This window comes from Rhodoferax ferrireducens (genome assembly GCF_031458075.1).
Lineage (GTDB): Bacteria > Pseudomonadota > Gammaproteobacteria > Burkholderiales > Burkholderiaceae_C > Rhodoferax_B > Rhodoferax_B ferrireducens_A.
The window spans coordinates 412,651-428,811 of the sequence record NZ_JAVDXT010000004.1; the positions used below are offsets into that span (position 1 = coordinate 412,651).

Consider the following 16,161-nt stretch of genomic DNA (forward strand, 5'->3'; position numbering starts at 1 on the left):
GTCCTTACTTTCTACGCGGAGCCAAATAAGCCAAGAAATGCCGTTCCGCCAGCCGGAACATGGCAATCAAGGCAAAGGTGCCGACCAGGTAGATCGCGGCGGCAAACAAATAGGCCTCGAACGGCAGGTAAAAATCGGAATAGATGCGGCTGGCTGCCGCCGTCACATCCAGCAGCCCCGGCACCGCACTGGCCAGGCTGGTGCTTTGCAGCATCATCACCACCTCGTTGCTATAGGCCGGCAGGGTGCGCCGCATGGCGCTGGGCAGCACCACCCGGGCCAGGATCTTGAAGCGGCCCATGCCAAACGACTGCGCAGCCTCGATCTCGCCCGCGTTGGTCTCGCGGATGGCCCCGGCCAGCATCTCGGCGGTATAGCCGGCGGTGTTTAGCGCAAACGCCAGCAGCGCGCAGAAGAACGCGTCCTTGAAGTACACCCAGGGCCACAGCGTGTCCCAGCGCGCCTGGATCCAGTCCAGCTGGGCCAGGCCGTAGTAAATCAGATACACCTGGATCAGCAGCGGCGTGCCGCGGATCACAAAGGTATAGGCGCCCACCAGCCGGCGCAAGAAGGCGCTGTTGCTGGTCAGTGCCAGCGCAAACAGCAGGGCCAGCACCGCACCGATGGCCACCGAGGCGCACAGCAGCCACAAGGTGGTCAGGATGCCTTCGCCGAACATCGCCAGGCTCTCGGCCCGGAATATGACTTCCCAGTTCATTACAAGCTAATCCTCTTGGTTCCGAGGCTATAGCGCTCGTTGAGCTTGCGCAGCACCTGCAGCGACACCCAGGTGTAGACCAGGAACAGCCCACCCGCAAACAGCAGGAAGGCAAACGGCGAACGGGTGGCCGCACTGGCCTGCTTGGCCAAATAGGTCATCTCCTGCAGGCCGATCAGGCTCACCAGGGCCGTGGCCTTGATCAGCACCAGCCAGTTATTGGTAAAGCCGGGCAGGGCATAGCGCACCATCTGCGGGGCCGTGATGCGCAGGAACGCCTGCTTGGGGCCCATGCCGAAGGCCGCAGCGGCTTCGAACTGGCCGCGCGGGATCGCCATGATGGCGCCGCGGAAAGTCTCGGTCATGTAGGCGCCGTAGATGAAACCCAGGGTCAGGACCCCGGCGAAGAACGGGTTCAGGTCCAGCGTCGCCTCGCTGCCGGCCATCTCCAGCAGGGCATTCACGCCAATCGTGCCGCCGTAGAACACCAGCAGCATCAAGACCAGGTCGGGGATGCCGCGGATCACGGTGGTGTACAGCGTGGCGGGGACCACCAGCACCGGCCGGCCCGAGAGCTTGGCGGCAGCGCCCAGCAGGCCCAGCAGCACCGAGACCACCAGGGCGGCCAGGGAGATGCCGACTGTGAGCACCGCGCCGTGAAGAATGGATGCGTAGTAATCGTTCAAAGGAGGTCCTTTGGAAGAACAAACAAGCGATAGCGGCTACGGATGCACCGCCGGTCGCCAGGGAGCCGCAGGTTAGTGGCAAAGCAGAAAGAAATAAAACTAATTTTTTTAACGATGGTTTAGTATTTCTAAATAATGAAGATAGACAACGCCCATCTTTCGGCTTTTGCCACGGTGCTGCGCGAGGGCAGCTTCGAGGCCGCCGCCAAGCGCCTGCACGTCACGCCATCTGCCATCAGCCAGCGCGTCAAGCAGCTGGAAGCCCATCTCGGCCAGGTGCTGCTGCAGCGCTCCACGCCCACCCAGGCCACCAGCGCCGGCATGGTGTTGGCCCGCCATGCCGAGCAGGTGGCGATGCTGGAGGCCGAGATGCTGAGCGAGGTCGGCGCGCCCGAGATGCTGGGCGGCGCCACCCAGCGGGTGCCGATTGCGGTGAACGTGGATTCGCTGGAAACCTGGTTTCTGCAGGTATTCGAGCTGTTGCCGCCGGGCCTGCCGGTGTGCCTGGACATCCGCGTCGAAGACCAGGACCATTCGGCCATCCTGCTGCGCGAGGGCACGGTGATGGGCGCGGTCAGCTCCAGCGCCGAGCCCATCCACGGCTGCACCGCCGAAACCCTGGGCGTGATGCGCTACGTGGCCGTGGCCTCGCCGGCGTTTGCGCAGATCCATTTTGCGGCGGCCGACCGCGAGGAGGCGTTGCACCGCGCGCCCATGCTGGGCTTCAACCGCAAGGACAGGCTGCACGACCTGTTCATCGCCCAATTGGCCAACACCGCCCAGCTGTCGCCCACGCACTACATCCCCTCGGTGCGCGGCTTTGTGCATGCGGTGAAGCGCGGCCTGGGCTGGGGTCTGGCGCCCGAAGCCCTGGTGGCCGAGGGCATTGCCGCTGGCGAGCTGCTGGACATCCTGCCCGGCCAGCACCTGGACGTGGCCTTGTACTGGCATCGCTGGCGCATGCGCTCGGCCTTCCTGGACCTGATCGGCGCGGCGCTGAAGCAGGCTGTGCAAAGTGGGCTGCGGGTCTAGCCTGCGGGGCGGCTGGTACACTCGAACGACGTTAGCAGGTGTCTTTCAGCCCTTGGATATGTTCTTGGGTTTGGAGGATTAAACGGGAAGTCGGTGCGATGCCGACGCTGCCCCCGCAACGGTAAGCGAGCCAAAGCGCGGCCTTATCTGCCACTGTGCATCCAATGCATGGGAAGGTGGCCCCGCAGAAAAGTCCCCCTTTTCCCTCGTGAGCCCGGATACCGGCCTGCCAACCATAGCGTGACCTTGCGGTGGGCGGGTGTCAGCGGGCTCCATGGTGTGCCGGACATTGCTCCGTCTGCGCCTGCGCCTTCTGATCTCTTTGCCCCCGGGTCACACCGATCCATCTTGTCGCGCGGCGGGCGTGTGGGGCTGAACCATGTACTACCAAATTTATAGCTGCTCGCGCAGGTGGAATATGCGCTGGCGGGCAATTTGATGCCTAAAGTGTGCGACGCACTGCTGGTGTCCGCCCCGGCCTCCGGCCAGGGCAAGACCACGGTCACGGCTGCGCTGGCCGCCTGGCACCGCAGCCAGGGCCGGCGCGTGCGCGTGTTCAAGACCGGCCCCGACTTTCTGGACCCCATGGTGCTGGAGCGCGCCAGCGGCCACCCTGTCTACCAGCTGGACCTGTGGATGGTGGGCGAGGCCGGGTGCCGGGCGCTGCTGCATGCGGCTGCCGCCGAGTCCGATGTGATCCTGGTGGAAGGCGTGATGGGCTTGTTCGATGGCACGCCCAGCAGCGCCGATCTGGCCCAGGCGCTGGGCTTGCCGGTGCTGGCGGTGATCGATGGATCGTCCATGGCCCAGACCTTTGGCGCCGTGGCCCATGGCCTGTGCAGCTACCGCCCCGGCCTGCAGTTTGCCGGCGTGCTGGCCAACCGCGTCGGTAGCGACAGCCATGCCCAGATGCTGAAAGACAGCCTGCCCGCCGGCCTGCGCTGGTTCGGCGCCATGCCCCGCTCGGCCAGCTACAGCCTGCCCGAGCGCCACCTGGGTTTGGTGCAGGCGTCTGAAGTCGCGCAGCTGGACGAGCGCATTGCCCAGGCCGCCCAGGCCATCGGCCCCAGCGTCGAGGGTATGGCCAGCCCGGTGCGTTTTGAGCCGGTGGTCGCCGAGCCGTTACCGCCGTTGCTGGCCGGTGTGCGCATCGCGGTGGCGCGCGACGCGGCCTTTTCTTTCTTGTACACCGCCAATCTGGACTGCTTGCGTGCGCTGGGTGCCGAGCTGGTGTTCTTTTCGCCGCTGGCCGATGCCGCCTTGCCCGATGCGCACAGCCTGTACCTGCCCGGCGGCTACCCCGAGCTGCATCTGCACACCCTGCAGGCCAACACTGGGATGCGCGAGGCTATTCGTAGCCACCACGCGCAGGGCAAACCCATCGTCGCCGAATGCGGCGGCATGCTGGCGCTGCTGGACAGCCTGGCCGGCCACGATGGCGTGCCGGTGCCCATGTGGGGCCTGCTGCCCGGCACCGGTGCCTTGCAAAAGCGCTTCGTGAACCTGGGCATGCACGCAGTGCAGCTGCCCGAGGGCCGTCTGCGCGGCCACAGCTTCCACCACGCGCGCATGGACAGTACGCTGCCCGCCGTGGCCTTTACCGCGCCGCAGCGCGAACGCAGCCACGCCGAGCCGGTGTACCGCAGCCGTCGCATGCATGCCTCGTTCATGCACCTGTACTTTCCGTCCCACCCCGGCGCCGTGGCGCAGTTGTTTGCGCCCGGCTGACTCTTCACAAGGACAACCCCATGGAAATTGAATCTCCCCCGCTGCTGCGCGACACCCCCAAGCCCCAGGGCGAACGGCGCGGCCTGGTCATCGTCCACACCGGCACCGGCAAGGGCAAGAGCACGGCCGCCTTCGGCCTGGCCCTGCGCGCCCATGGCCGCGGCAAGACGGTCAAGGTCTACCAGTTCATGAAGGTGCCGACCGCGCGTTTTGGCGAGCACCGCTTGTTTGAGCAGCTCGGCATTCCCATCGTCGGCCTGGGCGACGGCTTCAGCTGGAAGAGCCGCGACCTCGACCATTCGGCCGAGCTGGCCCAGGCCGGCTGGGCCCAGGCCGAGGCCACGGTGCGCGCTGGCGAACATTTCATGGTGGTGCTGGACGAAATCATGTACCCGCTGCGCTATGGCTGGATCGCACTGGAGCCGGTGCTGGCCTGCTTGCGCGAACGTCCGCCCCATGTACACGTGGTGCTGACCGGCCGCGGCGCACCCGCCGAGCTGGTCGAGCTGGCCGACACGGTGACCGAGATGACGCTGATCAAGCACCATTTCAAGGCCGGCGTGCCCGCGCAGCGCGGCATCGAAGACTGAGCGTTTGCTGCAGCCATGACCACCCCACCATGACCACCCCGAATTTCTCCGCCCAACCACTGCTGGAAGTGCAGTCCGTGTCGCTGCAGCGGCAGGACAAAGCGGTGCTGAGCCAGGTCTCGGTGTCCGTGCCGTTTGGTGCACACATCGCGCTGGTGGGGCCGAACGGTTCGGGCAAGACCAGCCTGCTGCAGGTGATGGCTGGACGGCTTCAACCCAGCGCAGGCCGGGTGCTGGTGGGTGGCCAGGATCTCGCGCAGATGCCCGGCATGCAGCGCGCGCGCCAGCTGGCGGTGGTGCACCAGCACGAGCAGGTGCATGGCCAGCTGCGGGTACGCGACTACGTGGCCCTGGGCCGCACGCCGTATCCCGAGGCCAGCCGCGATGAAAACACGCAAGTGGTCAGCGACGCACTGCAGCGCTGCCGGCTGGACGGGTTGCAGGACCGCCTGATGCGCAGCCTGTCGGGCGGCGAGCAGCAACGGGCCGCCATCGCCCGCGCCATCGCGCAGCAGCCGCGCATCCTGCTGCTGGACGAGCCCACCAACCACCTCGATCTGCGTACCCGCGCCGACATGCTGGACCTGCTGACCGGGCTGGGCGTGACCGTGGTGGCGGCCCTGCACGAGCTGAGCCTGGTGCAGCGTTTCGCCCACCGTGTGCTGCTGCTGGGCCAGGGCCGGGTGGTGGCCGAAGACCTGCCGTCCAAGGTGTTGACCAAAGAGCTCGTGCTGGGCAACTTTGGCATGGACGTTTTCTACCTGCCGCTGCCGCACCGCGCGCATGAGATTGCGGTGTTCGAGTCGCCGCAAACCGCACACAAGCCGCTGCATACCACGCGGCCCCATGCCCGGCCGCGGGCACACTGATGTTTAACCCTTGAAGCAAAGAAAAAACCATGGCATCTACCGTGCGTCGTTGGAAGTTCCGCCCTGTTGTGCATCTGCTGCTGGGTGCGGCATCGCTGTGGGTTGCCGGCGTGCAGGCCCAGACCTTCCCGGTGACGGTAGACAGCTGCGGTGAAAAACTCACTTTCGCCGCACCGCCCAAGGCCGCGCTGATCCACGACATCAATATGACCGATATGGCGCTGTCGCTGGGCTTGCAAAAGAGCATGGTGGGTGTCAGCGGCATCAGCGGCTGGTACAAGATGAGCCCCGAGTTCAAACAGGCGCTGGGCAACATCCGCGAGATTGCACCCAAACAGCCGACCCTGGAAAACATCCTGGCCGCCAACCCCGATTTCTTTTTTGCCGGCTGGAACTACGGCATGAAGGTGGGCGGCGACGTCACGCCGACCACGCTGCAGAAGTACAAGATCCCCACTTTGGTGTTGTCCGAGAGCTGCATCCATGTGGACAAGGCACGCCCGCGCGCATCCATGGACCTGCTGTACGGCGACTACCTCAAGCTGGGCACCATCTTCGGCAAAGAGGCCGAAGCCAAGGCCCAGATAGAGGGCTGGAAGCAGCGTCTGGCGCGCCTGCCCAAAGCCGCGGGCAAGCAGCCCTTGCGCATGTTCCTTTTCGATTCGGGCGAAGACAAGCCCTTCACCGCAGGTAAGTACGCCATTCCCACCGCCATGATGGAGGCCGCTGGCGGCCGCAATGTGATGGACGATGTGGAAACCAGCTGGGGCACGGTGTCGTGGGAGGCGGTGGCCGCGCGCAACCCCGAGTTCCTGGTGCTGCTGGACTACCAGAACGACGGCGGCGCCGACAAGCTGCTGCAGCTCCTGCAAAAGCATCCGCTGATGCAGCACACCGATGCGGTAAAGAACAAGCGTTTTGTAGCCCTGCGCTATGAAGAGCTGACGCCCGGCCCGGCCAATATCGGCGCCATCGAAAAGATCGCCAAGGCAGCCACCCGTTGAGCACCTCGACCACCATGCCGTCTGTATCCCGCTGGCTGACCGGCGGACCTGCACCGGTGCGCGTGGCGCTGCTGTTGGTGGCGCTGGTCTGCGTAGGCATGGTGTCGGTGGTGTCTGGGTCTACCCCCGTGGGCCTGTCTGAGGTGGGGCACAGCCTGGGCCTGCTGCTCAGCGGCGCAGGCGATGCGCGCTACAGCATGGTGGACCGCATCGTGGTCGATCTGCGCCTGCCGCGCATGCTGCTGGCCATCCTGGTCGGTGGCGGCCTGGCACTGGTGGGCGCCTTGCTGCAGACGGCCACGCGCAATGACTTGTCCGACCCGTATCTGTTCGGCCTGTCCTCCGGCTCGGCCGCGGGGGCGGTGGCGGTGATCACGCTGACCGGCGAGGTGCTGGGCATCTGGACGCTGCCGCTGGCGGCGTTTGTGGGCGGCATGGCCTCGGTGGCCGTCGTCTTGTTGCTGCTGCGCCGTTACCGCAGCCACACGCCGGAGCGGATGATTCTGGCGGGCCTGTCGGTGTCCTTCTTGTTCACCGCGCTGACCTATTACTTCACCTTTTTCGGCGACCAGCGGGCTGCGCAGTCGGTGCTGTTCTGGACCATGGGGGGCCTGGGTTCGGCGCGTTGGGACAACCTGTTTGTGCCCTTGCTGGGCCTGCTGGTGCTGGCGGTTTTTTGCTGGCGCAAGCTGGGCGCACTGGATGCGATGCTGGCCGGCGAGAACACCGCGCACAGCCTGGGCATCAACCCGCAGCGCCTGCGCATCCAGGTGTTTGTGGTCTGCGCATTTGCCACCGCCTGCTTTGTGGCGGTGTCGGGCGTGATCGGCTTTGTGGGCTTGATGGTGCCGCATTTGGCGCGTGCGCTGGCCGGCGCCTTGCACCGTGGCATGCTGGGCCTGGCGGTGCTGATGGGCGCGCTGCTGCTGTTGCTCAGCGATGTGGTCTGCCGCACCGTGCTGGCGCCGCAGGAGCTGCCGGTGGGCATCATCACCGCCAGCCTGGGCGCGCTGTTTGTGATGTACAACTTGCTGCACCAGCCCGACGCGGCGTGACAGCACTTTTTATTCTTTGAATTCTGTTTTGAAAGACTGCACCATGCAAACCCGCAAGATCCCCGCCACCATCGTCACCGGCTTTCTGGGCAGTGGCAAGACCACCCTCCTGCGCAACCTGCTGACCAACGCCCAAGGCCGCCGCATTGCGGTCATCGTCAACGAGTTTGGCGAGCTGGGCATTGACGGCGAACTGCTGCGCGGCTGCGGCATTGGCTGTGACGAAAACGGTGTCGAAAACGGCCAGCTGTTCGAGCTGGCCAACGGCTGCCTGTGCTGCACGGTGCAAGAAGAATTTGCCCCGGTGATGGAGCAGCTGGCCGCGCGCCGCGACCAGATCGACTATCTGGTTATCGAGACCTCTGGCCTGGCCCTGCCCAAGCCGCTGGTGCAGGCCTTCCAGTGGCCCGCGCTGCGCAATGCCTTCACCGTGGACGCGGTGATCACCGTGGTGGACGCGCCGGCCGTGGCCGCTGGCGATTTTGCCGACGACCCTGTGGCTGTGGATGCCCAGCGCCGCGCCGACGACAACCTGGACCACGATTCACCGCTGCACGAATTGTTCGAAGACCAGTTGGCCACGGCCGACCTGGTGATCGTGCACAAGGTGGATGGCATGGATGCAGCCGCGCTCGCAGCGGTGGAAGCCACCATCCGGGCAGAAGCGCCTGCCGGTGTGAAGCTGGTGCGGGCATCGCACGGCCAGGTGCCCATGGATGTGCTGCTGGGCCTGGAGCGCGCGGTGGAAGACGTGATCGACGCCCGTAAAACCCACCACGACGCGGAAGAAGACCACGACCATGATGCTTTCGATTCGGTGTCGATTGCGCTGGAAGTGACGGACCGCGCCAAGCTGCTCACCGCCTTGGCCGCCCTGGTACAGCGCCACGAGATCTACCGCGTCAAAGGCTTTGTGGCTGTGCCGGGCGCGGCCATGCGCCTGGTGGTGCAGGGCGTGGGCCAGCGCTTTGACAGCTACTTCGACCGCGCCTGGCGCGCCGATGAGACACGTGCCACCCGACTGGTGTTCATTGGCGACCATCTTGAGGCCGCCACCCTGCAAGCCGAGTTGCAAGCCGCATTGGCGTAAGGGACTCCATGCATTTGCTCTCCACCCGCCCCGGCGGCCATGTCGAAGACGATGGCAACGGCATCGTGCGCGTGGAGCAAACGCCGGGCGACATCGTAGTGCTCACCGTGGCGGACACCACCTTGTCGCTCCTGGCCGAGGTGGCCAGCAACCTGCCGCTTGATTTCCCGAGCGTACGCCTGGCCAACCTGATGTGGCTGCGCCAGCCCGCGTCTACCGATTTGTACATGGACGACGTGCTGCGCCACGCCAAAGCCATCGTCATCGAGCACCTGGGCAGCCCCAGCGACTGGGCCTACATCGTGGACCAGGTGTGCGCATCCGCCCAGGCGCGCGGCCAGTGGCTGGTGATGGTGTCGGGCGAATCTGTGGAAGACGCGCAGCTCCTGCTGCGCAGCACCGCCACACAAGACGACTGCAACCACCTGTGGCGCTGCCTGCGCGAAGGCGGACGCGACAACGCCCAGAACTTTTTTCAGCTCATCGCCCACGCTGCATTCGGCCAGGGCGAGCGCCCCGCGCCACCCGCAGCGTTGCCCGCCGCCATGCGCTACGCACCCGCTGTGCCCTTGGCCCCCTGGCGCGCTGGCGCACCCGTGGCCCTGTTGGTGTTTTACAAGGCACATTTGCAGGCAGGCAACACGGCGGTGTTTGATGCCATGCTGGCCGCGCTGGCCGAGGAGGGCCTCAACACCCTGGCCGTGGCGCTGGACTCGCTCAAAAATCCCGCCAGCATGGCGCTGCTGCAATCGCTGGCCCAAGAGCACAGGGTGGACGTGGTGCTCAACGCCACCAGCTTTGCTGTGGGTGCGATGGACGGCAACGACAGTGGTGCCGAAGTGCAGCCCGTGCTGCTGGCAGGCGACGCGCCGGTGTTGCAGCTCATCACCGCAGGCTGCTCGCAAACCCAGTGGCAAGACGACCCGCACGGCCTCACCCCGCGCGACCTGGCCATGCAAATCGTGCTGCCCGAGGTGGACGGCCGCATCGGCACCCGGCCCATCAGCTTCAAAGGCCTGGCCTGGCGCTGCGAGCGCGCCGAGATCGACGTGGTGCGTTACCAGCCCGAGCCCGAGCGTATTGCCTATGTGGCCGCTCTCGCCCGTCGCTGGTGCGCGTTGCGCTATAAAAAATGTAGTGAAAAGCGCGTGGCCCTGGTGCTGGCCAATTACCCGAATGACGACTCCCGCCTGGCCAATGGCGTGGGACTGGACACGCCCGCGTCCACCGTGGTCATCTTGCAAGCCCTGCAGGCCGCGGGCTATGCCACTGGCGATGTGCCGCAGCACGGCGACGCGCTGATGGCCGACCTGGTGCGCGGCATCACCAACAATCTGGACGCCAACAACGACCGCCCCGCAGGCCAAAGCCTGGCCATGGCGGACTACCTGCAAGACTTTGCCGCCCTGCCGCCCGAGAGCCAGGCCGCCATCAACGCGCTGTGGGGCCCGCCAGAGCAGGACCCGCTGGTGCGCGCCGGCCGCTTCATGGTGTCGGGCCAGCGCTATGGCAATGTGTTCGTAGGCAACCAGCCGGCCCGCGGGCGCGACCTGGACCTGGTCGCCACCTACCACGATGCCGATCTGGTGCCCACCCACAACTACCTGGCCTTTTACTTCTGGCTGCGCCGCGCCTACGCGGTGGATGCAGTGGTGCATGTGGGCAAGCACGGCAACCTGGAATGGCTGCCCGGCAAAAGCGTGGCGCTGGGCGCCGCCTGCTGGCCCGATGCCATCCTGGGCCCGCTGCCGCACCTGTACCCCTTCATCGTCAACGACCCAGGCGAGGGCGCGCAGGCCAAGCGCCGCACCCAGGCTGTCATCATCGACCACCTGATGCCGGCCATGACCCGGGCCGAAACCTATGGTCCCTTGCAGCAGCTCGAAGGCCGTATGGACGAGTACTACGAAGCCTTGTCGCTCGACCCGCGCCGCGCCAAGTTGCTGCGCGCCAGCATTCTCGAAAAAGTGTTGGCAGACGGCCTGCACGAAGAACTGGGCTTCACCAAGCCTGTCGATGATGCACAGCGCGACGCGCTGTTGCGCCGCCTCGATGCCTACCTGTGCGAGATCAAGGAATCGCAGATCCGCGACGGCCTGCACGTCTTCGGCCAGTCTCCCACTGGGCGCCAACGCGTGGACACCCTGGTGGCGCTGGCCCGTTACCCTGGCGGCGCAGGTGCCGCGCAAGGCAGCCTGACAGTCGCCTTGGCACACGACCTGGGGCTGCAAGACTTTGATGCGCTCAGCCACGACTGGGCCGCGCCGTGGACCGGTGAGCGCCCGCAGGTCTTGCAAGCCTTGAGCGCCGACCCCTGGCGCCATGCAGGCCACACCCGTGAGCGGCTGGAGTTGCTGGCCGTGCAGTTGGTGCAAGACGGCGCAGCGCTTGCGCCCGCGCTGTGGCCCCACACCGGCCAGGTGCTGGAGCGCCTGCACACCATACTCGCCCCGCGTCTGGATGCCTGTGGCCCGAATGAAATCGGCCAGCTGCTGCGCGGCTTGGACGGGCGCTTTATCCCTCCCGGCCCCAGCGGCGCGCCGTCACGCGGCCGGCCGGATGTGCTGCCCACCGGGCGCAACTTCTATTCGGTGGACACGCGTGCCATCCCCACCCAAACCGCCTACGCCATGGGCGCCAAGGGTGCAGACCGGGTGGTGGAGCGGCACCTGCAAGACCACGGCGCGTACCCTAAGGCCATGGGCTTGTCGGTCTGGGGCACCAGCACCATGCGCACCGGCGGCGAAGATGTGGCCCAGGCCTTCTCGCTGCTGGGCGTGCGGCCCAAGTGGGCGGCGGGCAGCAATCGCGTGGTGGACATTGAAGTCATGCCCATGACCGTGCTGGGCCGCCCGCGCGTGGACGTGACGCTGCGCGTCTCTGGCTTCTTCCGCGATGCATTCCCCAATGTGATCGACCTGTTCGACACCGCCGTGCGTGCCGTGGCCGCCATTGCGGTGGAGGATGAGCCGGACGACGTGAATCCCATCCGCGTACGCGTGCAGGCCGAGGCTGCGCAAGCGCAAGCCGCAGGGCAGTCGGAAGCGGACGCCGAGCGGGCCTCCACCTGGCGCGTGTTCGGGCCACGGCCCGGCGGCTATGGTGCGGGTTTGCAGGCCAACATCGCCAGCGGCAATTGGACCGAGCGTTCGGAGCTGGCCGAAGCCTATTTGCGCGCCGGTGCCTTTGCCTATGGGCAGGACGCGCACGGAACCAAAGCGCCCGAGGCGTTTGCCCAGCGCCTCGCCGGGCTGGACGCGGTGCTGCACAACCAGGACAACCGCGAGCACGACATTCTGGATTCCGGCGACTACTACCAGTTCATGGGCGGCATGGCCGCCGCGGTGGAGCACCTGGGCGGCACGCCTGCCGCGCTGTACCACGGCGACTTCAGTGTGCCCGGTGCGCCGCGCATCCGCACGCTGGGGGAAGAGGTGGCGCGGGTCGTGCGATCGCGAGCGGTCAATCCCAAGTGGCTGGACGGCATCAAGCGCCACGGCTACAAGGGCGCGTTCGAGATCGCCGCCACCGTGGATTTTCTGTTTGCCTTTGACGCCACCACCGGCGTGGTGGGCGACCACCAGTACGCGCTGGTGGCCGATGCCTATGTGCACGACGCTGCCACCCGCGATTTCCTGTTGCAGTACAACCCGCTGGCGCTGCGCAGCATCGGAGAGCGCCTGCTGGAAGCGATGGACCGCGGCCTCTGGGCCGAACCGGGCGACCAGCGCACACGCATTGAAGACCATCTGCTGGCCTTGGAGCAGCAGTTGGAAGCATCTGAAGAAGTATTAGAAAAAGGGGCTATGCGATGAGCACTGTTCAATCTGCCGCACGCGTGGCATTCCCGTTCACCGCCTTGGTAGGCCAGCCGTTGCTGCAGCGCGCCTTGCTGCTGGTGGCCATCGATCCACGCATCGGCGGCGTGCTGGTCAGCGGCCCGCGCGGCACCGCCAAATCCACGGCCGCGCGGGCATTGGCCGCCATGCTGCCGGAGGCGCCGTTTGTCACCCTGCCGCTGGCTGCCAGCCTGGAGCAGTTGGTGGGCACGCTGAATGTGGAAGACGTTTTGCGTGATGGCCAGCTGCGCCTGGCGCCGGGCCTGGTGGCGCGCGCCCACAACGGCGTGCTGTATGTGGACGAGGTGAATCTGCTGCCCGATGCGCTGGTCGATGCGCTGCTGGACGTGGCCGCCAGCGGCATCAACACCGTGGAGCGCGACGGTATCTCGCAGCAGCATGCCGCGCGGTTTGCGCTGGTCGGCACGATGAACCCCGAAGAAGGCGAACTGCGGCCACAGCTGCTCGACCGGTTTGGCCTGTCGGTTTTGCTGGGCAACCCTAGCGATCCACAGCAGCGGCAAGAGATTCTGCGCACCCGCCTGGCTTTCGACGAAGACCCGCAGGCGCTGACCGCAGCCCATGCGGCGCAGCTGCGCCAGCTGGCGGATACCGTGGCTGCGGCCCGGGCTGCGCTGCCGCGCCTGGCGTGGCCGGACGCCGTGTTGCAACATGCCGCCGCGCTGGCCCTGGCCGCCGGTGTCGATGGCATGCGGGCCGACCTGGTGATGCTGCGCGCTGCGCGGGCCTTGGCCGCGTTGGAAGGCCGCGACGCGGTGAGCACGCAGGACGTCGACGCCGTGGCCGAATTGGCGCTGGCGCATCGGCGCACGGTGGAGCCCTCTACCAACCGCACAGCGCCTTCTGCCAACGACAACAGCGGTCCGCGCTCAGACAAGCCGCCCGCCCCCGCTGCCACGCCCAGCTCCGAGGGCGACTGGGGCGCGCTGCCGCCGCAGCCCACGCCCACCACCCGTGTGCTGTCTACAGGAGCCTGGCCCGCAAAAAAAGCCTGAGCCACCACACCCGCCGGCCGCCCACATCGGCCGGCAGTGTGCGGTGGCGCAAACCCTTTTCAAGTGCATTGCCGCCGCTCAAGCCGGCGGTGCAAGCCCTGGGCGACACTGCGGTGATTGCCTGGCTGCGTACCCTGTTGGCCAAAGGCCCGCAGGCGCTGCAGCGCGAGCACCTGCGTTACCAGCCGCAGGCGGTGGCCGTGCCGCGCCTGCATCTGATCCTGCTGGACACCTCGGGCTCGATGCGCCAGGGCGGCCGCCTGGCGCTGGCCAAAGGCCATGCGGCCCGCCTGATCGAGCAAGCAGCGCGTGCCGGCGACCACGTGGGCCTGCTGTGTTTCGGTGGCAGTGGTGTGGAACTGGTGGTACCCCCGGGCCCGGCGCGGGCCGCCGGTGCGGCACGGGTACGCCAGTGCGGTGGCGGCGGTGGCACACCGCTGCGGCGGGCATTGGACGTGGCGAACACTTTGCTGGCGCAGGCCCAGCGGCGCAGCGGCATAGGGCCGGCCTGGTTGTGGCTGCTGAGCGATGGCCGCACCCTGGAACAGCCGGCCGCGCCGCGGGGCACCGAGCACGCGGTGGTGCTGGATTTTGACGACCGCTCGCCGGCGATAGGCCGCTGTGCCGCCTGGGCCGAGCGCTGGGGCGCGGAGTACCGTCTGGCCAGTGCACCCACTTAATTATTCAAATATGCCGATACCCATGACCGAATTTGTTTCTGAACCCACCGTGACCGAGCTCATCATCTGCACCACTTGCAGGCCCGCCGGTGTGTCGCGCGACGTACCGGCTGCCGGCGAGGCACTGCTGGAAGCCGTGCAGGTCGCCACCTGGGATCTGGACGCTACCCAGCAGGCGCGCATCCGCGTGCGCGGCCTGGCTTGCATGAGCGGCTGCGCGCGTGCCTGCACCGTGGCACTGCAGGCTGCGGGCAAATACACCTACTACTTTGGCGATCTGGTGGCCGATGAGGTCACCGCTGCCCAGGTGCTGGCCTGCGCGCAGTTGCACGCCGACAGCGCCGACGGTAACCTGTTGCGCAAAGAGCGGCCCGAGCGCCTGCGCAGCGGCATCCTGGCGCGCCTGCCCCCGCTGGGGTTGGCTACCAGTTAGCAATAGTTTTTTCGCAGCGCATCCGTAGCCCCACGGGTGCATTTATCTGGTTTTTCAAAAGGAGCATCGCATGCAGCCATCCAACCCGTCCACCACCACCGAACTGCCCCGCACCTCCAGCGCGACGCGCAGCCTGTTGTTGCAACTCGCCGCCGGCGCCGCCCTAGGGCTTGTCGTGCTGTACGGCGTGGCTTTCGCCGAGAGCCCGCTGATGCACAACGCCGCGCACGACGTGCGCCACATCACCGTCAAGCCTTGCCACTAGATTTGGCTCACCCCCAGGCTGCAGTGCTACGCACTTTTCGCCAACCCCCTTGCAGGGGGCAACACCTGCAGCCTGGCAAAGCCAGTTCTGCGGTGTTTCTGGAAGGCGTGCGTTCTGGCTGTGACTTGGTTTAACGACATTTACCGGGAGAAGAGATGATTTTTCAAAAATTGGTATGGGCCGGTCTGGCCGTTGCCGTGGTCGTGGGCAGTGTAGAAACCGGCGTGCAGCGCCTGCAGGCCGCGCCGCTGATTCTGGCCGCCGAAGTCTATGAAGGGCAAAAGGCCGAAGCGCCTGCGCCCACCGATACGCTGACTGCACCTGCGCAGGCCACGGCCGTTGCGCATGAACACGAACACGAGTATGAACACGGCGGCGCCGCGGAATGGGAGCCTGCCAATGGCGCCGAGCGCATCGGCTGGACCTGGGTGGCCAATGTGCTGCACGCTTTCAGCATGGCTTTGCTGGTGTTTGCTGTGATGGGCGTGTGGGTGTACCAGCGCGGCACCAAGCTGGCATCCCTGCCGCTGGCCTGCCTGGTGGCCGCTGCCGGTGGCATCAGCTTCAACCTGTGGCCGTCCCTAGGCCTGCACGCTGAAGTGCCAGGCATGGAAGCCGCGCCCTTGCATGCGCGCCAGCTCTGGTGGCTGCTGTCCATGGGCAGCGCCGCCCTGGCCTGCGCGGTGCTGGGCTTTGGCCGTGGCGCCTGGCGCTGGATCGCCGCTGTAGCGCTACTGGCGCTGCCGTTCGTGGTCGGTGCCCCTGAGCTGGAAGGCGATGCCCTGGCCGGCTACGGCCCCGAAGCGCATGCGGCGCTGAAGCAATTGGGTAAGCAGTTCATCTGGGCCACCAGCTGGGTGGCAGTGTCCTTCTGGGTGACTATGGGCGTGGTGTCCGGCCTGGCTTTCCAGCGCTGGGTGCGTCCGAGCTTGTTGGCCGTTCTGAAGGGTGCTGACGTGGCCGATGCGAAGGCGGTGAACGCAGTTCGCTAGCAGGGTAACGGTATGGTGGGCTGCGCTGACCACGGGCCCCGCCGTGGTCAGCACTCCGTAGCGTGGTTGCGGATTTGGATGCAACCAAGTGATTGCCAGAAATATGCCCAGATTGGGTATGGCGATGGTTGGTGAGTATCTGTGAGCTTAGTTCCGATTTTCTA

15 protein-coding genes and 1 riboswitch are annotated in these 16,161 nt (G+C 66.4%); of the genes, 13 read left to right on the plus strand and 2 right to left on the minus strand.

The window, feature by feature from the left end:
- Positions 1-4: 4 nt before the first annotated feature.
- Together J2X19_RS20440 and J2X19_RS20445 are read right to left on the minus strand one after the other, a co-directional pair.
- Entirely contained in the window at positions 5-718 is a 714-nt protein-coding gene (locus J2X19_RS20440; protein ID WP_310376020.1) for an ABC transporter permease, read from the minus strand.
- Positions 718-1,404: an ABC transporter permease gene (locus J2X19_RS20445; RefSeq protein WP_310376022.1), complete on the minus strand. Its 687-nt coding sequence runs from the start codon at positions 1,402-1,404 to the stop codon at positions 718-720. Before J2X19_RS20445 ends, J2X19_RS20440 begins: the two co-directional genes overlap by 1 nt.
- A gap of 135 nt (positions 1,405-1,539) precedes the next feature.
- On the opposite strand from J2X19_RS20445, the gene J2X19_RS20450 reads away from it, so the two are divergent.
- The 13 genes from J2X19_RS20450 to J2X19_RS20510 all read left to right on the plus strand — a co-directional run bounded on the left by J2X19_RS20450 (position 1,540) and on the right by J2X19_RS20510 (position 15,997).
- Positions 1,540-2,436 carry a LysR family transcriptional regulator ArgP gene (locus J2X19_RS20450; protein WP_310376025.1) on the plus strand — a complete coding sequence of 299 codons (897 nt, stop codon included), beginning with the start codon at positions 1,540-1,542 and terminating at the stop codon, positions 2,434-2,436.
- Between the two features lie 30 nt (positions 2,437-2,466).
- Positions 2,467-2,670, plus strand: a riboswitch (cobalamin riboswitch).
- A 204-nt stretch (positions 2,671-2,874) separates the two neighbouring features.
- On the plus strand, positions 2,875-4,164 hold the full coding sequence (locus J2X19_RS20455; protein WP_310376026.1) for a cobyrinic acid a,c-diamide synthase CobB: 1,290 nt from the start codon (positions 2,875-2,877) through the stop codon (positions 4,162-4,164).
- 20 nt (positions 4,165-4,184) lie between these two features.
- Complete coding sequence (cobO, locus tag J2X19_RS20460) at positions 4,185-4,754, plus strand: cob(I)yrinic acid a,c-diamide adenosyltransferase (RefSeq protein WP_116604232.1); 570 nt, start codon at positions 4,185-4,187, stop codon at positions 4,752-4,754.
- Between the two features lie 29 nt (positions 4,755-4,783).
- Positions 4,784-5,623 (plus strand): ABC transporter ATP-binding protein, encoded by an 840-nt coding sequence (locus J2X19_RS20465; protein ID WP_310376028.1) that lies wholly within the window; start codon positions 4,784-4,786, stop codon positions 5,621-5,623.
- 29 nt (positions 5,624-5,652) lie between these two features.
- Positions 5,653-6,627: an ABC transporter substrate-binding protein gene (locus tag J2X19_RS20470; protein ID WP_310376030.1), complete on the plus strand. Its 975-nt coding sequence runs from the start codon at positions 5,653-5,655 to the stop codon at positions 6,625-6,627.
- Between the two features lie 14 nt (positions 6,628-6,641).
- The gene (locus tag J2X19_RS20475; RefSeq protein ID WP_310376032.1) at positions 6,642-7,682 is read left to right on the plus strand and encodes a FecCD family ABC transporter permease; all 1,041 of its coding nucleotides are present in this window, start codon (positions 6,642-6,644) and stop codon (positions 7,680-7,682) included.
- A 43-nt stretch (positions 7,683-7,725) separates the two neighbouring features.
- Positions 7,726-8,772 carry a cobalamin biosynthesis protein CobW gene (gene cobW / locus J2X19_RS20480; protein WP_310376034.1) on the plus strand — a complete coding sequence of 349 codons (1,047 nt, stop codon included), beginning with the start codon at positions 7,726-7,728 and terminating at the stop codon, positions 8,770-8,772.
- A gap of 8 nt (positions 8,773-8,780) precedes the next feature.
- Positions 8,781-12,587 carry a cobaltochelatase subunit CobN gene (gene cobN / locus J2X19_RS20485; RefSeq protein WP_310376036.1) on the plus strand — a complete coding sequence of 1,269 codons (3,807 nt, stop codon included), beginning with the start codon at positions 8,781-8,783 and terminating at the stop codon, positions 12,585-12,587.
- Positions 12,584-13,627, plus strand: coding sequence for a magnesium chelatase ATPase subunit I (locus J2X19_RS20490; RefSeq protein ID WP_310376038.1), 1,044 nt, complete (start codon positions 12,584-12,586; stop codon positions 13,625-13,627). The genes cobN and J2X19_RS20490 overlap by 4 nt, the downstream gene beginning before the upstream one ends.
- A gap of 68 nt (positions 13,628-13,695) precedes the next feature.
- On the plus strand, positions 13,696-14,307 hold the full coding sequence (locus J2X19_RS20495; protein WP_310376040.1) for a vWA domain-containing protein: 612 nt from the start codon (positions 13,696-13,698) through the stop codon (positions 14,305-14,307).
- 22 nt (positions 14,308-14,329) lie between these two features.
- Positions 14,330-14,740: a DUF1636 family protein gene (locus J2X19_RS20500; protein ID WP_310376042.1), complete on the plus strand. Its 411-nt coding sequence runs from the start codon at positions 14,330-14,332 to the stop codon at positions 14,738-14,740.
- Positions 14,741-14,810: 70 nt separating this feature from the next.
- The gene (locus J2X19_RS20505; RefSeq protein WP_092759215.1) at positions 14,811-15,005 is read left to right on the plus strand and encodes a CbtB domain-containing protein; all 195 of its coding nucleotides are present in this window, start codon (positions 14,811-14,813) and stop codon (positions 15,003-15,005) included.
- A gap of 155 nt (positions 15,006-15,160) precedes the next feature.
- Positions 15,161-15,997, plus strand: coding sequence for a CbtA family protein (locus J2X19_RS20510; RefSeq protein WP_310376045.1), 837 nt, complete (start codon positions 15,161-15,163; stop codon positions 15,995-15,997).
- The last annotated feature ends 164 nt before the right edge of the window (positions 15,998-16,161 follow it).

What these genes read in the sequence shown, in the direction of transcription:
- J2X19_RS20440 (WP_310376020.1), bottom strand. Translation starts at nt 718, where the DNA reads ATGAACTGGGAAGTCATATTCCGGGCCGAGAGCCTGGCGATGTTCGGC.
- J2X19_RS20455 (WP_310376026.1), top strand. Translation starts at nt 2,875, where the DNA reads ATGCCTAAAGTGTGCGACGCACTGCTGGTGTCCGCCCCGGCCTCCGGC.
- cobW (WP_310376034.1), top strand. Translation starts at nt 7,726, where the DNA reads ATGCAAACCCGCAAGATCCCCGCCACCATCGTCACCGGCTTTCTGGGC.
- J2X19_RS20450 (WP_310376025.1), top strand. Translation starts at nt 1,540, where the DNA reads ATGAAGATAGACAACGCCCATCTTTCGGCTTTTGCCACGGTGCTGCGC.
- cobN (WP_310376036.1), top strand. Translation starts at nt 8,781, where the DNA reads ATGCATTTGCTCTCCACCCGCCCCGGCGGCCATGTCGAAGACGATGGC.
- J2X19_RS20465 (WP_310376028.1), top strand. Translation starts at nt 4,784, where the DNA reads ATGACCACCCCGAATTTCTCCGCCCAACCACTGCTGGAAGTGCAGTCC.
- J2X19_RS20500 (WP_310376042.1), top strand. Translation starts at nt 14,330, where the DNA reads ATGACCGAATTTGTTTCTGAACCCACCGTGACCGAGCTCATCATCTGC.
- J2X19_RS20490 (WP_310376038.1), top strand. Translation starts at nt 12,584, where the DNA reads ATGAGCACTGTTCAATCTGCCGCACGCGTGGCATTCCCGTTCACCGCC.
- J2X19_RS20510 (WP_310376045.1), top strand. Translation starts at nt 15,161, where the DNA reads ATGATTTTTCAAAAATTGGTATGGGCCGGTCTGGCCGTTGCCGTGGTC.
- J2X19_RS20470 (WP_310376030.1), top strand. Translation starts at nt 5,653, where the DNA reads ATGGCATCTACCGTGCGTCGTTGGAAGTTCCGCCCTGTTGTGCATCTG.
- cobO (WP_116604232.1), top strand. Translation starts at nt 4,185, where the DNA reads ATGGAAATTGAATCTCCCCCGCTGCTGCGCGACACCCCCAAGCCCCAG.
- J2X19_RS20475 (WP_310376032.1), top strand. Translation starts at nt 6,642, where the DNA reads ATGCCGTCTGTATCCCGCTGGCTGACCGGCGGACCTGCACCGGTGCGC.
- J2X19_RS20505 (WP_092759215.1), top strand. Translation starts at nt 14,811, where the DNA reads ATGCAGCCATCCAACCCGTCCACCACCACCGAACTGCCCCGCACCTCC.